The 18953-nt window shown below is 71.8% G+C and carries 18 protein-coding genes and 1 tRNA gene; 6 read left to right on the plus strand and 13 right to left on the minus strand.

Features of this window, described 5'->3' with window-relative positions; all coding sequences use genetic code 11:
* Window positions 1–5 precede the first annotated feature (5 nt).
* Window positions 6–2750: a pyruvate dehydrogenase (acetyl-transferring), homodimeric type gene (gene aceE, locus ORG17_RS07385; protein ID WP_071405343.1), complete on the minus strand. Its 2745-nt coding sequence runs from the start codon at window positions 2748–2750 to the stop codon at window positions 6–8.
* Window positions 2751–2991: 241 nt separating this feature from the next.
* Here aceE and ORG17_RS07390 point away from each other — a divergent pair, with 241 nt between their 5' ends.
* Together ORG17_RS07390 and ORG17_RS07395 are read left to right on the plus strand one after the other, a co-directional pair.
* Window positions 2992–3480: a peroxiredoxin gene (locus ORG17_RS07390; protein WP_017886715.1), complete on the plus strand. Its 489-nt coding sequence runs from the start codon at window positions 2992–2994 to the stop codon at window positions 3478–3480.
* 56 nt (window positions 3481–3536) lie between these two features.
* Window positions 3537–4463, plus strand: coding sequence for an alpha/beta fold hydrolase (locus ORG17_RS07395; RefSeq protein ID WP_214527820.1), 927 nt, complete (start codon window positions 3537–3539; stop codon window positions 4461–4463).
* Between the two features lie 15 nt (window positions 4464–4478).
* On the opposite strand, the gene ORG17_RS18315 is transcribed toward ORG17_RS07395, so the two are convergent.
* The 5 genes from ORG17_RS18315 to ORG17_RS07420 all read right to left on the minus strand — a co-directional run bounded on the left by ORG17_RS18315 (window position 4479) and on the right by ORG17_RS07420 (window position 8945).
* The gene (locus tag ORG17_RS18315; RefSeq protein WP_214527819.1) at window positions 4479–6065 is read right to left on the minus strand and encodes an alpha/beta fold hydrolase; all 1587 of its coding nucleotides are present in this window, start codon (window positions 6063–6065) and stop codon (window positions 4479–4481) included.
* Window positions 6062–7033 (minus strand): amino acid--[acyl-carrier-protein] ligase, encoded by a 972-nt coding sequence (locus ORG17_RS07405; RefSeq protein ID WP_214527818.1) that lies wholly within the window; start codon window positions 7031–7033, stop codon window positions 6062–6064. Before ORG17_RS07405 ends, ORG17_RS18315 begins: the two co-directional genes overlap by 4 nt.
* Window positions 7030–8205 (minus strand): acyl-CoA dehydrogenase family protein, encoded by a 1176-nt coding sequence (locus tag ORG17_RS07410; protein WP_214527817.1) that lies wholly within the window; start codon window positions 8203–8205, stop codon window positions 7030–7032. Before ORG17_RS07410 ends, ORG17_RS07405 begins: the two co-directional genes overlap by 4 nt.
* Window positions 8202–8489, minus strand: a complete 288-nt coding sequence (locus tag ORG17_RS07415) for an acyl carrier protein (protein ID WP_214527816.1) — start codon at window positions 8487–8489, stop codon at window positions 8202–8204. Before ORG17_RS07415 ends, ORG17_RS07410 begins: the two co-directional genes overlap by 4 nt.
* Window positions 8490–8570: 81 nt before the next feature.
* Window positions 8571–8945, minus strand: a complete 375-nt coding sequence (locus ORG17_RS07420) for a holo-ACP synthase (RefSeq protein ID WP_171907809.1) — start codon at window positions 8943–8945, stop codon at window positions 8571–8573.
* A gap of 106 nt (window positions 8946–9051) precedes the next feature.
* On the opposite strand from ORG17_RS07420, the gene ORG17_RS07425 reads away from it, so the two are divergent.
* Window positions 9052–10089 carry a nitroreductase family protein gene (locus tag ORG17_RS07425; RefSeq protein WP_214527815.1) on the plus strand — a complete coding sequence of 346 codons (1038 nt, stop codon included), beginning with the start codon at window positions 9052–9054 and terminating at the stop codon, window positions 10087–10089.
* Window positions 10086–11660 carry a phenylacetate--CoA ligase family protein gene (locus ORG17_RS07430; RefSeq protein WP_254791666.1) on the plus strand — a complete coding sequence of 525 codons (1575 nt, stop codon included), beginning with the start codon at window positions 10086–10088 and terminating at the stop codon, window positions 11658–11660. The genes ORG17_RS07425 and ORG17_RS07430 overlap by 4 nt, the downstream gene beginning before the upstream one ends.
* Before the next feature lie 18 nt (window positions 11661–11678).
* Here ORG17_RS07430 and ORG17_RS07435 read toward each other — a convergent pair whose 3' ends face one another.
* From ORG17_RS07435 to ORG17_RS07455, 5 genes are all read right to left on the minus strand, one after another.
* Window positions 11679–12230 carry a hypothetical protein gene (locus tag ORG17_RS07435; protein ID WP_214527814.1) on the minus strand — a complete coding sequence of 184 codons (552 nt, stop codon included), beginning with the start codon at window positions 12228–12230 and terminating at the stop codon, window positions 11679–11681.
* A complete protein-coding gene (locus tag ORG17_RS07440; RefSeq protein ID WP_071248013.1) occupies window positions 12227–13207 on the minus strand; it encodes an aldo/keto reductase in 981 nt (326 codons plus the stop codon). The genes ORG17_RS07435 and ORG17_RS07440 overlap by 4 nt, the downstream gene beginning before the upstream one ends.
* A 77-nt stretch (window positions 13208–13284) precedes the next feature.
* A complete protein-coding gene (locus ORG17_RS07445; RefSeq protein ID WP_027465351.1) occupies window positions 13285–13818 on the minus strand; it encodes a hypothetical protein in 534 nt (177 codons plus the stop codon).
* Between the two features lie 41 nt (window positions 13819–13859).
* Window positions 13860–14732, minus strand: coding sequence for a hypothetical protein (locus ORG17_RS07450; protein WP_214527813.1), 873 nt, complete (start codon window positions 14730–14732; stop codon window positions 13860–13862).
* Window positions 14732–15376 carry a SatD family protein gene (locus ORG17_RS07455; protein WP_214527812.1) on the minus strand — a complete coding sequence of 215 codons (645 nt, stop codon included), beginning with the start codon at window positions 15374–15376 and terminating at the stop codon, window positions 14732–14734. Before ORG17_RS07455 ends, ORG17_RS07450 begins: the two co-directional genes overlap by 1 nt.
* Window positions 15377–15624: 248 nt before the next feature.
* Between ORG17_RS07455 and ORG17_RS07460 the strand changes: the two genes are divergently transcribed.
* Together ORG17_RS07460 and ORG17_RS07465 are read left to right on the plus strand one after the other, a co-directional pair.
* The gene (locus tag ORG17_RS07460; protein WP_214527811.1) at window positions 15625–17796 is read left to right on the plus strand and encodes a hypothetical protein; all 2172 of its coding nucleotides are present in this window, start codon (window positions 15625–15627) and stop codon (window positions 17794–17796) included.
* Between the two features lie 54 nt (window positions 17797–17850).
* Window positions 17851–17923, plus strand: a tRNA-Val gene (locus ORG17_RS07465).
* 16 nt (window positions 17924–17939) lie between these two features.
* Here the strand turns inward: ORG17_RS07465 and ORG17_RS07470 are convergent.
* Together ORG17_RS07470 and ORG17_RS18435 are read right to left on the minus strand one after the other, a co-directional pair.
* Window positions 17940–18737 (minus strand): helix-turn-helix transcriptional regulator, encoded by a 798-nt coding sequence (locus ORG17_RS07470; RefSeq protein ID WP_348522465.1) that lies wholly within the window; start codon window positions 18735–18737, stop codon window positions 17940–17942.
* A complete protein-coding gene (locus tag ORG17_RS18435; RefSeq protein WP_348522466.1) occupies window positions 18680–18862 on the minus strand; it encodes a hypothetical protein in 183 nt (60 codons plus the stop codon). Before ORG17_RS18435 ends, ORG17_RS07470 begins: the two co-directional genes overlap by 58 nt.
* Between the last annotated feature and the right edge of the window lie 91 nt (window positions 18863–18953).

Raw genomic sequence — 18953 nt, forward strand, 5'->3', positions numbered from 1 at the left:
GTTGATCAGCTCTCGCCGCCCGCGCTGCCGGTGGTGCCGGCGGTCACGTCGTGCAGGCGGTACTTGTCGATCGCCTGCTGGACGAGCGCGCCGTCGACCTTGCCCTGGCGGGCGAGCTGCTGCAGCGTCCGCACGACGACCGAGGGGCCGTCGATGTGGAAGAAGCGGCGAGCGGCCGGACGGGTGTCCGAGAAGCCGAAGCCGTCGGCGCCGAGCGTGGCGTAGTCGGTCGGCACGAACGGGCGGATCTGCTCCTGCACCAGGTGCATGAAGTCGCTCACGGCGACGACCGGGCCCTCGGTGCCGAGCAGACGCTCGGTGACGAACGGCGTGCGGGCCGGTTCGTTCGGGTTGAGGAACGCCTGCTGCTCGGCGGCCACACCGTCGCGGTACAGCTCACCCCAGCTCGTGACGCTCCAGACGTCGGCCGACACGCCCCAGTCCTCGGCGAGGAGCTGCTGCGCCTCGAGGATCCACGGCACGGCGACACCGGACGCGAGCAGCTGGGCCTTCGGGCCGTCGTGCTCGCTCGCCTTGAGCAGGTACATCCCCTTGAGGATGCCCTCGACGTCGACGCCCTCGGGCTCGGCCGGCTGCACCAGCGGCTCGTTGTAGACCGTCAGGTAGTACATGACGTTCGGGTCGGCGTGCTTCGGCGAGCCGTCCTCGTTCGTGCCGTACATGCGGTCGAGGCCGGCCTTGACGATGTGGCCGATCTCGTAGCCGTACGCCGGATCGTACGAGACGACTGCCGGGTTCGTCGTGGCGAGGAGCGGCGAGTGGCCGTCCGCGTGCTGCAGGCCTTCGCCCGTCAGCGTGGTGCGGCCGGCGGTGGCGCCGATCATGAAGCCACGGGTCATCTGGTCGCCGGCGGCCCAGATGGCGTCGCCGGTGCGCTGGAACCCGAACATCGAGTAGAAGACGTAGACCGGGATGAGCGGCTCGCCCTGCGTCGAGTACGAGGTACCGACCGCGGTGAACGCCGCGAGGGCACCCGCCTCGTTGATGCCGACGTGGATGATCTGGCCCTGCGGGCTCTCCTTGTAGGCCAACAGGAGCTCGCGGTCGACCGACGTGTAGTGCTGGCCGTTCGGGTTGTAGATCTTCGCCGACGGGAAGTAGGCGTCCATGCCGAAGGTGCGTGCTTCGTCCGGGATGATCGGGACCACGCGGTCGCCGAAGTCGGGCGAGCGCAGCAGGTCCTTCAGCAGGCGCGCGAACGCCATGGTGGTGGCGACCTCCTGCTTGCCGGAGCCCTTCTTGACGACCTGGTACTTCGAGTCGTCCGGCAGCGTGAACTGCGTGTACTTCGTACGACGTTCCGGCACGTAGCCACCGAGCGCGCGACGACGCTCGTGCATGTACTGGATCGCCTCGTCGTCGTTGCCCGGGTGGTAGTACGGCGGCGTGTAGGGGTTCTCCTCCAGCTGCGCGTCGGAGATCGGGATGCGCATCTCGTCGCGGAACTGCTTGAGGTTGTCGAGCGTGAGCTTCTTCATCTGGTGGGTCGCGTTGCGGCCCTCGAAGCTCGGGCCGAGGCCGTAGCCCTTGACCGTCTTCGCCAGGATGACGGTCGGCTGGCCCTTGTGCTCGGTCGCGGCCTTGAACGCGGCGTAGACCTTGCGGTAGTCGTGGCCACCGCGCTTGAGGTTCCAGATCTGGTCGTCGGTGTAGTCCTTGACGAGCTCGAGCGCCTTCGGGTCGCGCCCGAAGAAGTTCTCGCGCACGTAGGCACCGTTCTCGGCCTTGTACGTCTGGTAGTCGCCGTCCGGCGTCTGGTTCATCAGGTTGAGGAGCGCGCCCTCGGTGTCACGGGCGAGCAGGTCGTCCCACTCGCGGCCCCAGACGACCTTGATGACGTTCCAGCCCGCACCGCGGAAGAACGCTTCGAGCTCCTGGATGATCTTGCCGTTGCCACGGACCGGACCGTCGAGTCGCTGCAGGTTGCAGTTGATGACGAAGTTCAGGTTGTCGAGGCCGTCGTTCGCGGCGACCTGGAGCTGCCCGCGGGACTCGACCTCGTCCATCTCGCCGTCGCCCAGGAACGCCCAGACCTGCTGGTCCATGGCGTCCTTGATGCCGCGGTTCGACAGGTACTTGGCCTGCTGCGCCTGGTAGATCGCGTTGATCGGGCCGATGCCCATCGACACGGTCGGGAACTGCCAGAAGTGCGGCATGAGGCGCGGGTGCGGGTAGGACGACAGGCCGCCGCCGGCGTGCGACTTCTCCTGCCGGAACCCGTCGAGCTGGTCCTCGGAGAGGCGCCCTTCCATGTACGCGCGGGCGTACATGCCGGGGGAGGCGTGGCCCTGGAAGAAGACCTGGTCGCCACCGGAGGGGTGGTCCTGCGCGCGGAAGAAGTGGTTGTAGCCGACCTCGTACATCGCAGCGCTGGACGCGTACGTCGAGATGTGCCCGCCGACCCCGATGCCGGGACGCTGTGCACGGTGCACCGTGATGGCCGCGTTCCAGCGGATCCAGCGGCGGTACCGGCGCTCCAGCTCTTCGTCGCCGGGGAACTCCGGCTCGTTCTCCGGCGCGATGGTGTTCACGTAGTCCGTCGTCGGGACCATCGGCACACCGAGGTGCAGTTCCTTGGACCGCTTGAGCAGGCTCAGCATGATCTCGCGACCGCGCTGGTGTCCGTGGGTCTGGACCAGCCCGTCGAGGGACTCACGCCATTCGGCGGTCTCCTGCGGATCCTGGTCGTTCGCCCCGGCGCTGTACGGGTCCTGGTCGTTCACCGTCACCCTTGACCTCGTTCGTTCTCGTGGTGGTGGACATGGTGGCTCCGGTGGTCGGGTCGCGACCGGCTGGGGCCCCGTCCACTCTAGGCCCCAGGACCGACGCTGATGCTGATGGTGACGTGCAGGTGGACGGGTGCTTGCATTCGCGTGTCGTCGGCGTAGCATGGCCGATCGTGCACACGCGATCTGCGGCGCACGGACCCGACGGGCACACCCCTCGCCCGAGGAAGAAGCACACGTAGCGATGGCACTGGAGATCGGCTCACTCGCGCCGGACTTCGAGCTCCCGAACCAGTTCGGTGAGCACGTCCGACTCAGCGACTTCCGCGGCAACCGCCCGGTCGCACTCGTCTTCTTCCCGCTGGCGTTCTCGTCCGGGTGCACGAACGAGCTCTGCACCCTGCAGGACAACATCACGATGTTCCAGGACCAGCGCATCGAGCTCCTCGGCATCTCGGTCGACTCGAAGGCGACGCTGCGGTCGTTCGCCGAGACGAACGGCTACGACTTCGAGCTGCTCGCCGACTTCTGGCCGCACGGCGCGGTCTCGAAGGAGTACGGCGTGTTCCTCGAGCACAAGGGCTTCGCCACCCGCGCGACCTTCGTCATCGACGTGCAGGGTCGGATCAAGGCCTCGATCATCACCGAGCCCGGCCTGCAGCGCGACGTCGCCGAGTACAAGGCTGCCCTCGACCGGCTCGCCGCCTGCTCGGCACCCGTCCCCGTCGGCTAGCGTTCCGAATCCCTCCTGACGGACGCGTCCGCGTCGACGGTCGGACAGGAGGCCCGGTGCACGCCATCGACACCGACCCACGTGGTCACGGGGTCACCGCTGATGCGTACGCCCCGTACCCGGTGCGCGTCACGCCCGGCACCTGGGGGCTGATCCGCACGGTCGTGGAGGCCCCGACCCGGCCCGTCGTGGTGCACCACCGCGCCGGCCCGGACCCGCTCCTGCTGCTGCACGGCGTCGCCGGCTCCTGGTCGACGTGGACACCCTTGCTGCACGCCGCACAGGGCGTCGGCGACCGCGGCCTGGTGCTCGTCGACCTGCCCGGCTGGGGGTCCTCGCCGGCTCCGGACGGTCCGCTCGGGCTCGACGCCGTCACGGGTGCCGTGTCGGCGGTCCTCGGCGCGCTGGGTCTCGGCGCGGTCGACGTGGTCGGGCACTCCATGGGCGCGTTCGTCGGGTTGCACCTCGCGGTGGTGGCGCCCGAGCGGGTGCGGTCGCTCGCCCTGGTGTCCGGCACCACGGTCGCGACGGCCGGTGCGGCTCGACACCCGGTGCGGGCGCTCGGCACCCTGCCGGCGTTCACCCTGCTGCGTGCGGGCCTCACGGTGACCGGGGGCGTCGCTCGTCCGCTGCTCCGGGGGATCGCCCGGGTCGGTCTGTTGCCGCTCGTCGCGGCGCCGGTGTTCACGCGCGTGCGACGCCTGGACCCGAGCGTGCTCGAGGCCTTCGTCGAGGAACTCCGGCCGGAGCAGTTCACCGAGGCGGCACGGTCGGCGGCGGCGTACGACGTCGACCGGTGGCGCGCCGTCACCTGCCCGGTGACGGCGATCGCCGGGCGCGACGACGTGTTCGCCCGCGTCTCGGACCTCGAGGCGCTGCGGGTGCTCGTGCCGCAGGTCCGGACGGTGTTGCTCGACGACTGCGGGCACTTCGCACACGTCGAGCGTCCCGACGCCGTCGCGCGGGAGCTCGGCCTCCGCTGAGCCGGTCGGGCCGCGTCAGGTGTGGACGGGGAACGTCGCCGCGACGCGGGAGCGCACCTCGGCGACGACGGCCTCGCGCATCGCCGGGGAGAACAGCGCGTGGTCGCCGTCCTCGACGCGGACGACGGACACCGAGCCGCGACGGTCGTCGCCGGGCCAGCGTCGGACGGCCTTCTGCCCGCCGAGCCGGTCGAACAGGGCTGCGTCCTCGGGAGCGACGATCACGACGACGTCGGTGCCGTGCTCGACGAGCGGGCGGACGTGGCCGACGACCCCGCCCATCCGGTCACGACGGGCGATCCGGTCGCGGACGGCCTTCGGCACGAACCGGTTGTACCGCTCGCGCACCCACATCCGGGCGGGCGACGGGGCGTCGATCGCCCGGACCCCGTCGGCGTACGAGCCGGGCTCGGCCGGGACGCGACGGTAGTCGTTCGGGCTGATCTCGACGACCAGGCGCGGGGCCTCCTCGACGGCGCGGCCCGCGACCCAGGCGCCGGCACACATGCCGACGAGCACGAGCCGGTCCGAGGGTGTGGCGAGTGCGGTGACGACGGCGGACTGGTCCTCGACCCACTCCTGCGCGAACAGGAAGCTCCGCTCGTCCTCGTGCACGCCGGTGCTCTCGCCGGTGGCACGGCGGTCGACCCGGACGACCCGGGCGCCGTCGCGGGCGAGGGCGCGGGCGAGTTCGACCTGGTAGTCGGTGGCGCCCACGCGGTGCTCGGCGCCGCCGCTGTGGAGCACGACGACGGGGGCGTCGTGGTGCTGGGCGGACGAGACGGTCTCGATCCCGAACAGCCCCTGATCGCCGAGGTGGACGATCCGCTCCGACACGCGGCCGTCGACGTCGAGGACCTCGTCGAGGACGGGCGCGCGGACGGGCACCGCCGTCTCGGGTGCCCAGGTGTCGAGCCGGGCGACGACGGTGTCGACGGCGGCTCCGGGGATGCGGGCGTGGATGCTCGTGCCGTCGAGGAGCTCGGCGCTGCCGGTGACCTCGGTCACGTCGACACCGCCGAGGGGCTTGGGTGGCCGGGCACCCGGACGGACGAGCGCGACGGTGGGCCCGGTGCGCGGGGCGAAGGCGAGGTCCGAGAGCGCGGCGGCCTCGTCCGGCTCGACGTCGAACCCGATGAGGCTCTCGACGCCGTCGACCACGCGGTCGGCACCGATGGTGATGGTCGCGAGGGCGCGCTGCCGACGGAGCCAGCCCTTGCCCGATGCCGGGGCGTCCCAGACGACGAGGCCGTCGGTGTCCGCGGCCGCGTTCGCCGCGACGAGGGCGGCCGAGGCCAGCCCGACGAAGGCGACGTGCTGCACCCCCGTCGTGCGGAGCACGGCGGCGGCGTGGCGCGCGGACCGGACCTGCGCGTCCGGTGTGGTGTCGGGGGCGCCGTCACCACGTCCGGACGGGTCGTAGCGCACCGAGGCGATGCCACGGGCCTCCAGGCGGTCGGCCAGCAGACGGAGCGTGCGGTACGCGATGACGCCCTCCTGCCCGAGCGGCGGGCAGATGACGACGCCGGCGCGCGCGGCGGCGGGGAGCTGGACCGCGGCGCGGATCGCCGGCGATCCGGACCAGCCGTGGAGCGTGGTCACAGGGCGAGGGCCGCGCGGGCGGACGCCGGCCAGGCGCCGAGGTCCGTGCCGTGGGCGGCGAACAGGGCGATGGTGATGCGCTCCAGGCCGAACGCGATGCAGGCGCTGTGCGCGACCTGTCCGTCCTCGGTGCGGAGGCCGAACGAGGTGCCGAAGTGGTCCTCGTGCAGGTTCGCGGAGCTGATCGCGGTGGCGTCGTGGTCGGGGCCGTAGACCTTCGTCACGAACTCGAACTTGAGCGCCTGCTCGACCTGGTTGCGGGCGAGCATCTGCCCGACGCGGCCGAAGAAGGGGTCATTGGCGGGGACGACGTCGACCTCGAGCCCGAACGACTCGAGCAGCGCGCGCATCACCGGGATGCTGCCGTCCCGGTGGGCCGCCGCGGACGCGGGGGTGCCGACGTGCACGAACTCGTGCATGTGGAAGGCCTGCAGGCGCATCGGGTCGAGCGAGGGCTCCCGGCGGAAGGAGTCGCCGAGGACGTCGAAGAACCGACCCTGCCGGGGCACGGTGTCGCCGATCAGGCCGTAGACCGGGTGGCAGACCGCGGGGGTGAGCATGAGGTCGGCCGGCTCGAGGAACCCCTCCCAGCGCTCACCGCGCTCGCGGGCGGCGAGCAGTGCGCGGTGGGTGCGGTCGTCGCCGGTGAACCCGGAGATCGACGCGGCGAGGTCCGGGAACGACGCGATGTAGTCGGTGCGCTCGAACGACGCGAGCGGCTCGACCGGCGGGAAGCGCAGGACCTCGGCGCCGAGGTGCTGCTGGCTGCGCACCGCTGCGGCGTCGACCGCGGCGTACACGCGCTCGAAGACCCCGGTGCGGCCGTAGAGGCCGGGCGTGCCGAGGTCGAGGAGGACGCCGTCGGTGAGCAGGCGGGCGCGGAGGGCGGCGCGGGCGGCGTCGAGCGCAGCGGCGGTGTCCGCGGTGCTGGTGTCGGTGGTGTGCGTGGTGGTGTCCGTGATGGTCACAGGATCACTCCCGTCATGATGGCCAGGTCGGCGTCGTTCTTGAGGAGACGGTCGTTGCTCACCATGACGGCGGCCCCGTGGGCGTCTCGGAGGTGTCGGGCGATGCTCATCGGACCCGAGGCGGCGTAACCCGCGATCCCGACGATGCGCAGCGCCTTCGTGACGATGTCGGTGACGCGCTCGGACGCACCGATCTTCAGGGCGTTCGCGGCGAGGGCGTACGCGCTCGAGGCCAGCACGTCCGGGTCGTCGGCGGCGGCGTCGAACCGTTCGGCGGCGTGGCGCACCGAGTCGGCCAGGGCCTGCAGGTCGACCAGGAGCTCGGCCAGCCGCAGCGCACCGGGCGGGGTCGTCCCGACGGCGGCGCGGGCCTGCTTGCGGACGGCGCTGCGGGCACGTTCGGCGGACGAGACCGCGATGCCGAGCCAGACCGAGGCCCAGAGCACGTGCGACACCGGCAGGACGGTCTGGGCGGAGATCGTGGCGTAGTCGTCGCGGAACACGCGGTCGATCGTCGTCTCGGTGTCGAGGATCCACCCGTTGCTGCACGTACCGCGGAGCCCCATGGTGTCCCAGGTGGACGTCTGCGACAGGACCATCGTGTCGGTGCGGCAGATGAGCAGTCGCTGGTCCGACGCCGGGGCGTCCGGGTCGCGTCGGGCGGTGACGAACACCGCGTCGGCCTCGGTGGCGTACGAGATCACCGGCGCGTCCTTGCGCAGGCGGATCCGGCCGTCGTCGGTCGGCTCGATGGAACACGTGGACCGCCGCGCGTCACCGCCGACGCCGCGCTCGGTGGTGGCCGACGCGACGAGCGCACCCCCACGGACGGCCTCGATGGTCTCGAGTACGCCGGCACCGTCGCCGCCGTGCCGCCAGAGCGCCATGACCTGGCCCTGGTGCATCGCGAACACCATGCCGGTCGCGGCACAGGCCCGGCCGAGTTCGGTCGCGATCGCGGAGAGCTCGGCCACGGAGGCACCCTCGCCACCGTGCTCGGTCGGCACCGCTGCCGCGAGCAGGCCGTACTCCCGCATCGCGGCGATGGCCTCGCGCGGGGGTCGGGCGTCGCGGTCGACCTCGTCGGCGAACTGTGCGGCGACCTCGGCCACCGCGCTCGCACGCTCGGCGAAGCGGTCGATGACCGACGGAGCGGGCAGGGCCAGGGTCACGACGCGAGCTCCGCGGCCGCGCTGATCGACTCGACGCTCGCGAAGGTGGACCGGTTCAGCACGGAGTCGGGGAACTCGACGTCGAGGTCCGACTCCACCGCGAGCATCACGTTGACGGTGGCGTGCGAGGTCAGGCCGAGGGCGTAGAGGTCGGCGATCGACGCGACGTCCCACGCGTCGACCGTCAGCCGGCCGTGCTCGGCGAGGGCGCGACGGACGGCCCGGTCGGTGGCCGGGTCGGCGATCGTCGCGGTGGTGCTGGAGGGGTTCGGGTCCTGTTCCATGACTGCAACCGTAAAGAGGAACGGCCCTCGGGAAACCGCCGTGCCGGTGCGGGAAACCGCACCCCTGTCCGGAGCGCCGGGTCAGCGCTCCGAGAGGGCCACCGCCGTCGCCACCGCGAGCCCCCGTTCGTGTGCCAACGAGACCGCGATCGGGCCGCACCCGATCGACTCCGCCAGCGCCGCGGCCGCCCCGGACAGCTCGACCGTGGGGGCCCCGCCGGCATCGAGCACGACGGCGACGTCCCGCAGCGGGATCGCCTGGTCCGGAGCCGGCCGGAGCAGCTTCACGACGGCCTCCTTGCCCGCGAACCGGGCAGCGAGGCGCTCCGGGTCGTCGCCGGTGTCGGTGCGTTCCCGCAGGGTGAACACCCGGTCCAGGTACCGCTCGCCGTGCGCCGTCACGGCGTCGACGACGTCCTCGACCGCGGCGAGGTCGGTGCCGGTGCGGATGGTCATCACGAGGAGCAGGCTACGCACGAGTTCTCCACAGCGCATTCCCCGAGGGGCATGGGGCGCCGAGGGGGTTCGTATGATCGTCGCCAGGGACCACCGAGGGGGAACGATGGCATCACCGTGGACGGGCATCATCGAGGACGCGCGGCACTACCCGTCGCCGCACAACTCGCAACCGATCGTCGTGCGCGTCGAGGACGACCGCACCGCGACCGTGTTCTACGACCTGCGACGGGGGTTGCCGGCGGAGTCGTTCGGCATCCCGTTCGGGCACGTCTGCGCCGGGGTGTTCCTGGCCGGGCTCGACGTGGTGGCACGAGCGCACGGGTTCACCGTGCAGGAACGGCTCGACCACGCCGAGATGGACTTCGGTCGGCTCGACGCCGGTGCGGACGACCACCTGCACCGGCTGGGCACGGTGACGTTGCGTCCGCACGTGGTCACCACGGACGACCGGGAGGCCCTGGCCGGCTTCCTCGCACGGCGCACCTCACGCAGGCCCTACGACGCAACGCTCGTCGACACCACCGCGATCGAGGCCGCGTCCGCCATCGCATCGGCGGCCGGACAACGCTTCCGCACCACCGACGACCGGGCCACCGTCGACGAGATCGTGCGCGTCAACCAGGAGACCCTGTTCGACGACCTGCAGCACGACGCCGTGCACGACGAGATCCTGCACTGGCTGCGGTTCTCGAAGCGACAGGCAGCGGCCACCGGCGACGGGCTGTCCGCCGAGACGATGCTCATGCCCGGCCCGGTGCTCCGGTTCGCCATGGAGCACCGCGGACTCTGGCAGGCCCCGGGCATCGGCGGGGTCTTCCGCAGGGTGTACCTGTCCACCATGCGGGGCGTCCGACAGCTCGCCTGGCTCGAGGGACCGTTCAGCACCCCGGCCGAGTACGTCGAGGCCGGACGGGTCTTCATGCGCATCTGGCTCGAGTTCTCCGCGCGCGGCATCGCCATGCACCCCTTCGGGACCGTGATCACCAACCCGCGGTCACACGCCGCGTTCGTCGAACGCGCGGGCGTCGACGAGTCCGACGGGCGGATGGCCTGGATGCTGTTCCGGTTCGGACACAGCGACCCACCACCCCTGGCACACCGCCGACCCGCCGCAGCGATGACCGTCGGGGGGACCCGGTGAAGCGCGCAGCGGTGTTCTCGGTGGTGTGGGTGGTCGAGACCTTCGTCGCACTGTTCATGCCCCGCGTCGGCACCCACAAGCTCCTGCTCACGCCGGGCATCGAGCCACTCCGCTGGACCCTCGGACGCTGGCGCGCCTGGCGGACCGCGGAACGGGCCGCGAAGCGGGTCCCCGCGTACCGGGCGTTCCTGGCGGAGTCCGGACGGGCCTCCAGGCTCGACACCCGTGGCGGGATCGCCGCGGCGATCTCGGGACTGCCCGAGATGGACAAGGACTCCTACGTCAAGCGCTGGAGCATCCCCGAGCGCTGCATCGACGGACGCCTGCCCCGACGCGGCGTCGTCGTCGACGAGTCCAGCGGGTCGAGCGGCACCCCGACCAGCTGGGTGCGAGGCCCCGACGAACGCCAGGCCACCCGACAGCTGCTGCAGCTCGGGTTCTCCCGCACCGCCAAGGACCTGTCGAAGCAGCCGTTCGTGCTCAACGCCTTCTCGCTCGGGGCCTGGGCCACCGGGATGAACGTGACCGCCTCGCTCACCGAGTCCTCCATGATCAAGTCGATCGGCCCGGACCGCGACAAGATCGTGCAGACGATGCGCGAGTTCGGCACCGACTTCACCTACATCATCTGCAGCTACCCACCGTTCCTGAAGGCCCTGTTCGAGGACGACCGGCTCGACTGGAGCCAGTACACGATCGTCGCCGCGTTCGGGGGCGAGGGCATCAGCGAGAACATGCGCGCCCACATCGAGCAGTACGCGCAGGCCGTGCTCGGCTCCTACGGGGCGAGCGACCTCGAGATCAACCTCGGCATCGAGACCCCGTTCAGCGTGCAGCTGCGCCGGGCGATCGCCGCCTCACCGGAACTCTCCGCCGCCCTCACCAAGCAGGGCGAGTACGGGGTGCTGCCGATGGTGTTCCAGTTCAACCCGTTCGGATACCTGATCGAGACGAACGACCTCGGCGAACTCGTCGTCACGATCGCCCGCTCCGAGAACATCAGCCCACGCATCCGCTACAACATCCACGACCGCGGACACGTGGTGCGGATGAAGGAGCTGCGGTCCGTGCTGCGGGCGACCGGACACGCGGCGCTCGCCGCCGAGGCCGAGCTCGACCTGCCGCTGCTGTTCCACTACGGCCGGTCCGACCTGTCCGTCGACTACAACGGCGCCGTCGTCGCACCCGACGTGGTGCGGGACGTCGTGTACGGCGACCCGGAACTGCTCGAGGCCGTCGAGAACCACCGGCTGATCAGCTACGAGGACGACCGCGGTGACCGGCAGCTGCACATCGCGTTCCAGCTCGCCTCGGGTGCTGGCGGGTTCGACGCGGATGCCGCCCGGGGTGACGTGATCGCCGAGCTGCGCCGGCTGAACAAGGACTTCTCGAACGCGATCCGCACGGCGCCGCCCGGCACGCTGCCGACGGTGGCGTTCTACCCGTACCGGACGGGGCCGTTCCGCGAGGACGGCAAGAAGCTCAAGAACGAGTACGTGTGGCAGCTGCCGGCCGGGTCGGTCGCGCAGTGGGACCTCGACCTGTCGTGGGTCGCGGCGAAGGAGGCCTGAGCCGAGCCGGTTCCGGCGCTAGTCGTACTGCGGCGGCCAGTCGAAGGGCGCCGGCAGGTGCGGGACCTCGCCGACGGTCGTGACGACGAGGACGATCTGGCGCAGGTCCGTGAGCTCGATCGAGCGCGGGTTGCCGATCCTCCGGTGCCCGTCGACCCACACCGTCAGTTCGCCGCGCAGGCCACCGACGTGCTCCGGGCCGAGCGAGACGCCCCACTCGTCGAAGAACTGCCCGAGCGTGAACGTCTGCTCCGTCGGGGACTCGACGTGCACGATGCCCGAGGTGTCGTGCGTGTGGATCTCCGCGGCGAACTTCCGGCTGTCCGAGTGCCCGACGTTCGCCGGGACGGTCACCGGTTCGTCGCCGTCCAGGATCGTCAGGTGCGTGTGCACGTGCTCGGCCAGCCGTTCGCCCCAGACGTTCCGGAGCCCGGCGGACTCGGCGCGGGCCGACAGGTCGGTCGGCCGTGGCCAGGGCGGAGCGTCGCGGGCGGTGGCCGGTCCGGATGCGGCGCACCCGGACAGCAGCAGGAGTGCGGCCACCGCGACCGCGACGCTCCGGCGTCTCACCAGCGGTCGTGGACGCTCGCGCGGAACCACGTGTCGTACAGGTCGTGCACGGTGGCGTCCAGCCCCTCGATCGGCGGCAGGTCGCCGGCGGCGGCGTTCGAGCGCGCCTGCTCCGGGTTGCGTGCGCCGGGGATCGCCGCGGTGACGCCGTCCTGCGCGATGATCCACGCCAGCGCAGCCTGCGGGACCGAGACGGCGTCCGGCAGGGACGCCGCGAAGGTCTGCGCGGCGCGCACGCCGTCGTCGTAGTCGACGCCGCTGAAGGTCTCGCCCTGGTCGAAGGCCTCGCCGTGGCGGTTGTAGTTGCGGTGGTCGCCCTCGGCGAACGACGTGTCGGTCGTGTACTTGCCCGAGAGCAGCCCCGAGGCCAACGGGACGCGCGCCAGGATGCCGACCCCTGCCTCCAGGGCGGCCGGCAGCACGCGGTCGAGCGGCTTGAGGCGGAACGCATTGAGGATGATCTGGACGCTCGCGACGCCGGGCCGGGCGATCGCGGTGAGGGCCTGGTCGGCGGTCTCGACGCTGACGCCGTAGGCGGCGACCGAGCCGTCGGCGACGAGCGCGTCGAGGGCGTCGTAGACAGCGTCGTCCTCGTAGACCGGGGTCGGCGGGCAGTGCAGCTGCACGAGGTCGAGGGTGTCCTGCCCGAGGTTCTTCCGCGAGCGGTCCACCCACTCGCGGAAGTTCGCGGCGACGTAGTTCTCGGGGACCTGGTCGGCGCGACGACCCATCTTCGTGGTGATCGTCAGCGGCACGTCGGGGTTCGCGGCACGCCACGCGCCGATGAGCTGCTCGCTCCGGCCGTCGCCGTAGACGTCGGCGGTGTCGAACAGGGTGACGCCCGACTCGACGGAGGCGTCCATGACGGCGTTCGCGTCGGCTTCGGAGACGGGACCCCAGTCACCGCCGAACTGCCAGGTGCCGAGACCGATGGGGGAGACGGAGCGGCCGGTGCGGCCGAGGGTGCGACTCTGCATGGGTCCGAGCGTAGTCAGAGGGGCACGGGCGGGGTTCAGCCGAGCGTTCAGCCGAGCGGGGTTCAGCCGCGCGGGGTTCAGCCGATCGTGGTGACGCCGCGGCGCAGGAGCGCTCGCGCCGCCCGGGCGCGGGGGATGACCCAGACGGCTGCCCACAGGGCCATCGCGCTCCACAGCAGGATGAGCATCGTCGTGATGAGCGTGCCGTGCTGGTCGCGCATCGACCACGTCATCGCGATCCACAGGACGCCGAGGACGACCTTGCCCCAGCCGGCGCCCTCACGGTCGGCCTGGGCCTGCACGAGCGGGATCCACTGGTCCGCCGGTACACCGTCGGGCACCTGGCCGTCGGCGATCCACTCGCGCACGACGATCGACCGTTCGTAGCCGCCCTCGGCGCGCCAGGCGCGGCGCTGCAGGACGACGGCGATCGCGGCACCCGCCACAGCGGTCGGGATGCCGACCGAGACCAGGACGGCGGTGGTCGCCTCGGTCCACGAGGACAGGACCAGCATGACCAGGACGACGGCGAAGGCCGCGCCCGTCACACCCGCACCGAGCAGGCGGAGCCGCCCGGCTTCGTCGAGGACACCGACTCCGACACCGTTCACGGGGAGAGCGTACCTGCGGTGATCGGGGGCGGGGCTGTTCGTCAGCCCAGTGCCAGCAACCAGCACATGCCGGCGGCGGCGAACGCCATCGCCCAGCTCACCAGGCTGCCGATCAGGAAGTACTCGGCCTGGTACCCGGTCGTCTCGCGGCGGATCTCGGGGAAGCGGACGATCCCCTTCGCGGCGATCAGCGCCGCCACGACGGGGAAGGCGCCGGCCAACGAGAACCCGGCCAAGAGCAGACGCTCGATCGGGCCGATCATGCGTCCGCCCTTGAGGGTGACCGTGCCGTCCGTGTCCGTGTCCGTGTCCGTGTCCGTGTCTGCCCCGGTTGCCCGGGTGGTGCGGCGCCGGTCGAAGCGCTTCCGGCGGGTCGGTTCGGCCGCCACTGCACCGAGCCGTGCGTCGGGCGACAGCCCCGGGGGCAGCGCCTGGGCGACGACCACGTTGGCCGAGTCGACCAGGAACAGTGCGGACCCGATGCCGGCGACGAGCGCCGCGAGCGGCACCGCTCCGACGAACGCCGGGCCGGCGTCACGGTGCCAGTCGACCACGAAGCCCGAGGGGTCGACAGTCGGCGCCCAGAGCAGCAGCACGGCGACGGCGACCGCGAGCAGGACGGCCGGCCAGGACCCGGAGCGTCGGAGCCAGGGGAGTGCCCGATCGCGACCGCCGGGTGCACCGCCGGACCGCACCGGGATCGTCGTCGCGACCCACAGGGCCGCGAGGACGACCGCGACCAGCACCGACCAGACGGCGAGGCCGAGGCCGAGCACCGCCACAGCCGTCACGGCGGCCCAGAGCAGGACGATCACCGTGGAGGTCAGCACGCGCCGTGGTGCGGCGTCGGTCCCGGTCCGTGCGCGGACGACGTCGGCGAGCCCGACGAGGGTCAGGAGGACTCCGGCGAGCATCAGCGGCCCCCGTCCCCGAGGACACGCAGGCCCTCGACCAGGGCGGCGACGCCCGACTTCTGCACGGACTGGGACACCGCCGACGGGGTGATCCCCTCGTCCGCGGCGATCTGTGCCTGCGTCCGGCCCTGCACCAGACCGAGTGCGATCCGGCGGGCGCGGGGTGCGAGTCGCGAGACGACGTGGTCGCGGCTGAGGAAGTAGGCGTTCACGAGTCGCTCCGTCGTTCCGTGGCGGTCGTCGGCGTCGTGGTACCAGGACCGCAGGAACGCGGTCCGGCCGTCCTCGCGCCGGTGGGTCTCGTTGATGGCGTCCCGCGCCGACCACCAGCCCGGGCCGTCCTGCAGCGGGCCGGCGCCGCCGGTGCCGATCGTCCGGACCTGTCCTCGGCCGAGGCCGAGGCGGATCTGCACGGTCGGGGGGAGTGCGAGGGTCGCGGCCGTCGTCGCCACGAGGGCGTCGGTGAGCGTGCTGTAGATGACCTGGAACTCGTCGCCGACCGTGGCGCGGAGGGGATCGAGCGCGGTGACGTCCGCGGTACTGTCGAAGGCGTGCTCGACGTCCTGCTGGGCTGCGGAGCGGTCCTCGAGCGTGCGGGAGTCGACCAGGTCGACGATCACGGCGATCACGGGCTCGGACTGCATGGGTTAAGCGTAGAGCTTCATATCGTCGAAAGTAAGCCTCGGGCTAAACCATTCGGGTCAGCCACTCCCGCCACCGCGCGGGCACGCGGCTGAAATGTCACCTTCTGGACGTCCGGCGGCGAACCTGACAGCATGGGCGGATGCTGTCGGAGGGGGACGAGCAGATGGATGGTGCACGACCGGGGACGGGTGTCGCCAGCGCGGGACCGACCGAGACCGCGGTGCGGCGGCAGTACGGTCCGCCACCCGTGCCGTCGATCGCGTGGAGCGGGGGCCGCGCGGTGCTCGCCTTCGTCGTGCCGTTCGCTGCCGGGCTGGTGCTGGCCGGGGTGGTGCTGCTGCTCGGCATCCGGGGTGGTCGAGTCGCCCTGGTGAACGGTGCGTTCGTGGCGCTCGACGGGGCCGGGGTACCCGTGGCCCTGCTCGCCGTGGGCACGGTCATCGCGGCGCTCGGGCTTGGTTTCGGGGTGACCGCAACCACCGTGGTCATGCTCGCGGTCGCAGACGACGCGGTGGCGGGGCCGCGCGACGCCTGGCGGTGGTCGGTCCACCACCGGTGGCTCGTCGTCGACGCCGCTCTCGTCGCGTTGGTGGCGTTGGCGGCGGGGACAGCCACCGCTGTGTCGTGGCGGGCAGGTGGATGGGGCGCCGTCGTGATCGTCGTGCTGCTGGTGCTCGGTGCCGTCATCGTGGCGCCCCTGCTGCTCGGCTGGGCGTTGCTCGTGGCCGGTGTGCCCCGTCGATCGGCCTTCCGTCGTGCCTGGGGAGCTGGTCGGGTCGTCGTCCGTGGTGGGCACGAGGCGACGGCGACGCCGCGTCGAGCGCTCGTCGGGGGAGCGACACTGATGACGGTGCTCGGGGTCGGCGTCCTGCTGCTGCTGCGCCTGTTGCCGCCGTCCGCGCTCCGGAGCAGCGTGGTCGTGGCCTGGTGCTGTGTCGCCGTGACCGGATTGGTGCTGCTCGTCGTCGCGATCGCGGTGCGCGGCGCCGCAACGCGGAACGAAGGCGGTCGACTTCGGTCACCGCTTGTGGCGGACTCGGCGGCCGGGGAACGACGGGCGAGTCCCGGCCTCATTGGAGCAGCGGCGTTGCTCGTGCCGGCGGTGGTGTTCGCGGTGGTCGTCTCGAGCAACCCGCTCGGCGCCGTGCAGTACGACGCCGCGTCGGTCGCTGCGCGCGCCATCTCCGGTGGAGACGTCGCCGACGTCACGGGGCAGACCGCTGTCGTGAGTGCGCCGTACACGCCTCCGAGCAGCCTTCGGATGTGTCGACAGGCGTTCTGTGACGGGGCCATGGAGATGCCCAGCCGGACACTCGGATCCGCGGTCGGCAGCGCGGGTGACGGCGGGCTGCTCATCGCCCAGTGGAAGGTGCGGTTCGACGGCGAGGAAGCGCAGCAGTACGAGCTCGAAGTCGTGCACTCCCGGCCGGACCAACTCGATGCGGCGCCGAAGTCGGACGGTGCCGCCTGGCCCGCGGGGAGACGGGCGGAGAAGCGCGACTCCGCCGACGAGGCACCGGCCGTCGATCGCCCCGAAGGGCGTCGCACCACGGTCGCCGCCGTCGACATCGTTGAGACCGACCGGGACCGCGTCAGCTACTGGATGACCGACGTCGCAGTCGCGAGTTCCGGCGACCGGCCGGTCGTGGTCGGGATCGCCCGCGGCGGTGAACCGGAAGGACGCTCGCACCTGGTCGCCGTGTTCTGCGAGGACGTGTCCTGCGTCGAACACACGGTTCGGCAGGTGGCGCTGCCGTGGATCCCGCCGCTGGACCACCAGGGCGTGGACGTCGCCGTCGCGCCGGACGGCACCGCGGTGGTCTCGCTGGTGTCGGAGACCGACGCTCGTTCGCCGACCTTCACCGCCCTTCGGCTGGTGTCGTTCAGCCCGGATGGTGGTCAGCCCGTCGTCCGCGACCTGTCGCACGCGATCCCGCCGGGGGAGCCGGTCCGGGAGTGGGACGAGGCGTACGACGCGCGGGTGGCGATCGGCGGCGACGGGAACCCGGTCGTGCTCGCGCGGTCGAACGGTGTCTCGACCCAACGGCTGACGTTCTGCGCGGATGCGTCGTGCTCGTCTTCGTCGCACACGGACATCACGCCGAAGGGGCCGACGAGCCTCCTTCCGGCGTTCGTCATCGACCGATCGGGGCGGCCACTCGTCGCGGTCCGTGACGAGGAACGCGGCACTCTGGGACTGCTCTCGTGCCGTGACGCGCGGTGCACCAACTCCGAGCAGACGACGATCGCCCGGTTCCCGCCGGTGCAGGACGAACGGTCGGGCACCAGCACGCTGGCGATCGGCCTCAGCGCCGACGACACCCCCATCGTGCTGTCGGGTGGCGTGTCGGAGGACCGGGACGAGGACGTGCAAGGACTCGTGATCCGCTGCGACCGACCCCGGTGCGGGGCGTCGTGACGTGCCCGCTCGGTTCGACGACGATCGAGCGCTGACGCCCTAGGATCGTGGTGAGGGCCTTTAGCTCAGCTGGTAGAGCGCCACGTTTACACCGTGGATGTCGTCGGTTCGATCCCGGCAGGGCCCACCGAGAAGACCCGGGTTCAGCGCGTGGCCGGTCCTCCACCGGGACCGGCCAGCAAGCCGTCAGCCGCTGAGGCGCCACGGCCATCCGGCTTCGAGGTCGCGGCCGCCTCGCTGATCGTCGATGTGCTCGCCGTGCCCATGGACAGCAGGATGAGCGCGCGCGCCGTTGCAGAGCCGGCCTCGCAGCCGTAGACGACGAGCTGCAGGCCGGGTGACCCCTCGACGGCGAAGGTGTGTGCGTCGAACTCCAGCCGCCCGACCTCCGCGTGCGCGAACTGCTTCGCGGTGGTCGTCTTGCGCCGTACCCGTTGCGTGCTCCACCGTTCGGCGAACTCCGGGCTGGCGTCGTTCACTTCCGCGATGAGACGGAGGAGGCGCGGGTCGCTCCCGAACTCCGCGGTCGCCGCCCGCAGGCTCGCGACGGTTGCGTCTGCGGCGCGGGCCCAGTCGGCGTGGAAGTGCCGCGCCGTCGGGTCGAGGAAGGTCATCCGCACGAGGTTGTCGAACCGTCCGAAGGGTGCGTACACCGCACGGGCCAGGGCGTTCGCGGCGAGGACCTCGTGCGCGGGGTCGATCACGCACGCGGGGTGTGTCGACCACGAGTCGAGCAGCTTCCCGAGTGCCGGCGTCACCGACGTCGCCACGCGGGGGCGTCGTGGCGAAGCAACCAGCCCTGCCAACGCGAACAGGTGGTCGCGCTCGTCGCCCTCGAGCTCGAGCCCGTCGGCGATGCCCTCGAGCACAGCGGCGCCGGGGCTCACCTCTCGCCCTTGCTCGAGGCGCGTGTAGTAGTCGACGCTGAGGCCGCCCAGCACCGCGAGTTCCTCGCGGCGAAGCCCGGGAACCCGGCGGACACGAGCGACTCCGGGGCGAGGCGCCCGCGGACGGCGCGCAGGTACCCGGCGAGGGTGAGGTCGTCGGCGGGCACGGGCACGGGCACGGGACCAGGGTAGGTGGCAGGAGCTCCGCCTCCCTGGTCCTGCTGCACCCCGGCACGACAGGGCGATGGTCGGGGGCTGCACGGCGTCGAG

It is taken from the genome of Curtobacterium flaccumfaciens pv. betae (assembly GCF_026241855.1).
GTDB lineage: Bacteria > Actinomycetota > Actinomycetes > Actinomycetales > Microbacteriaceae > Curtobacterium > Curtobacterium flaccumfaciens.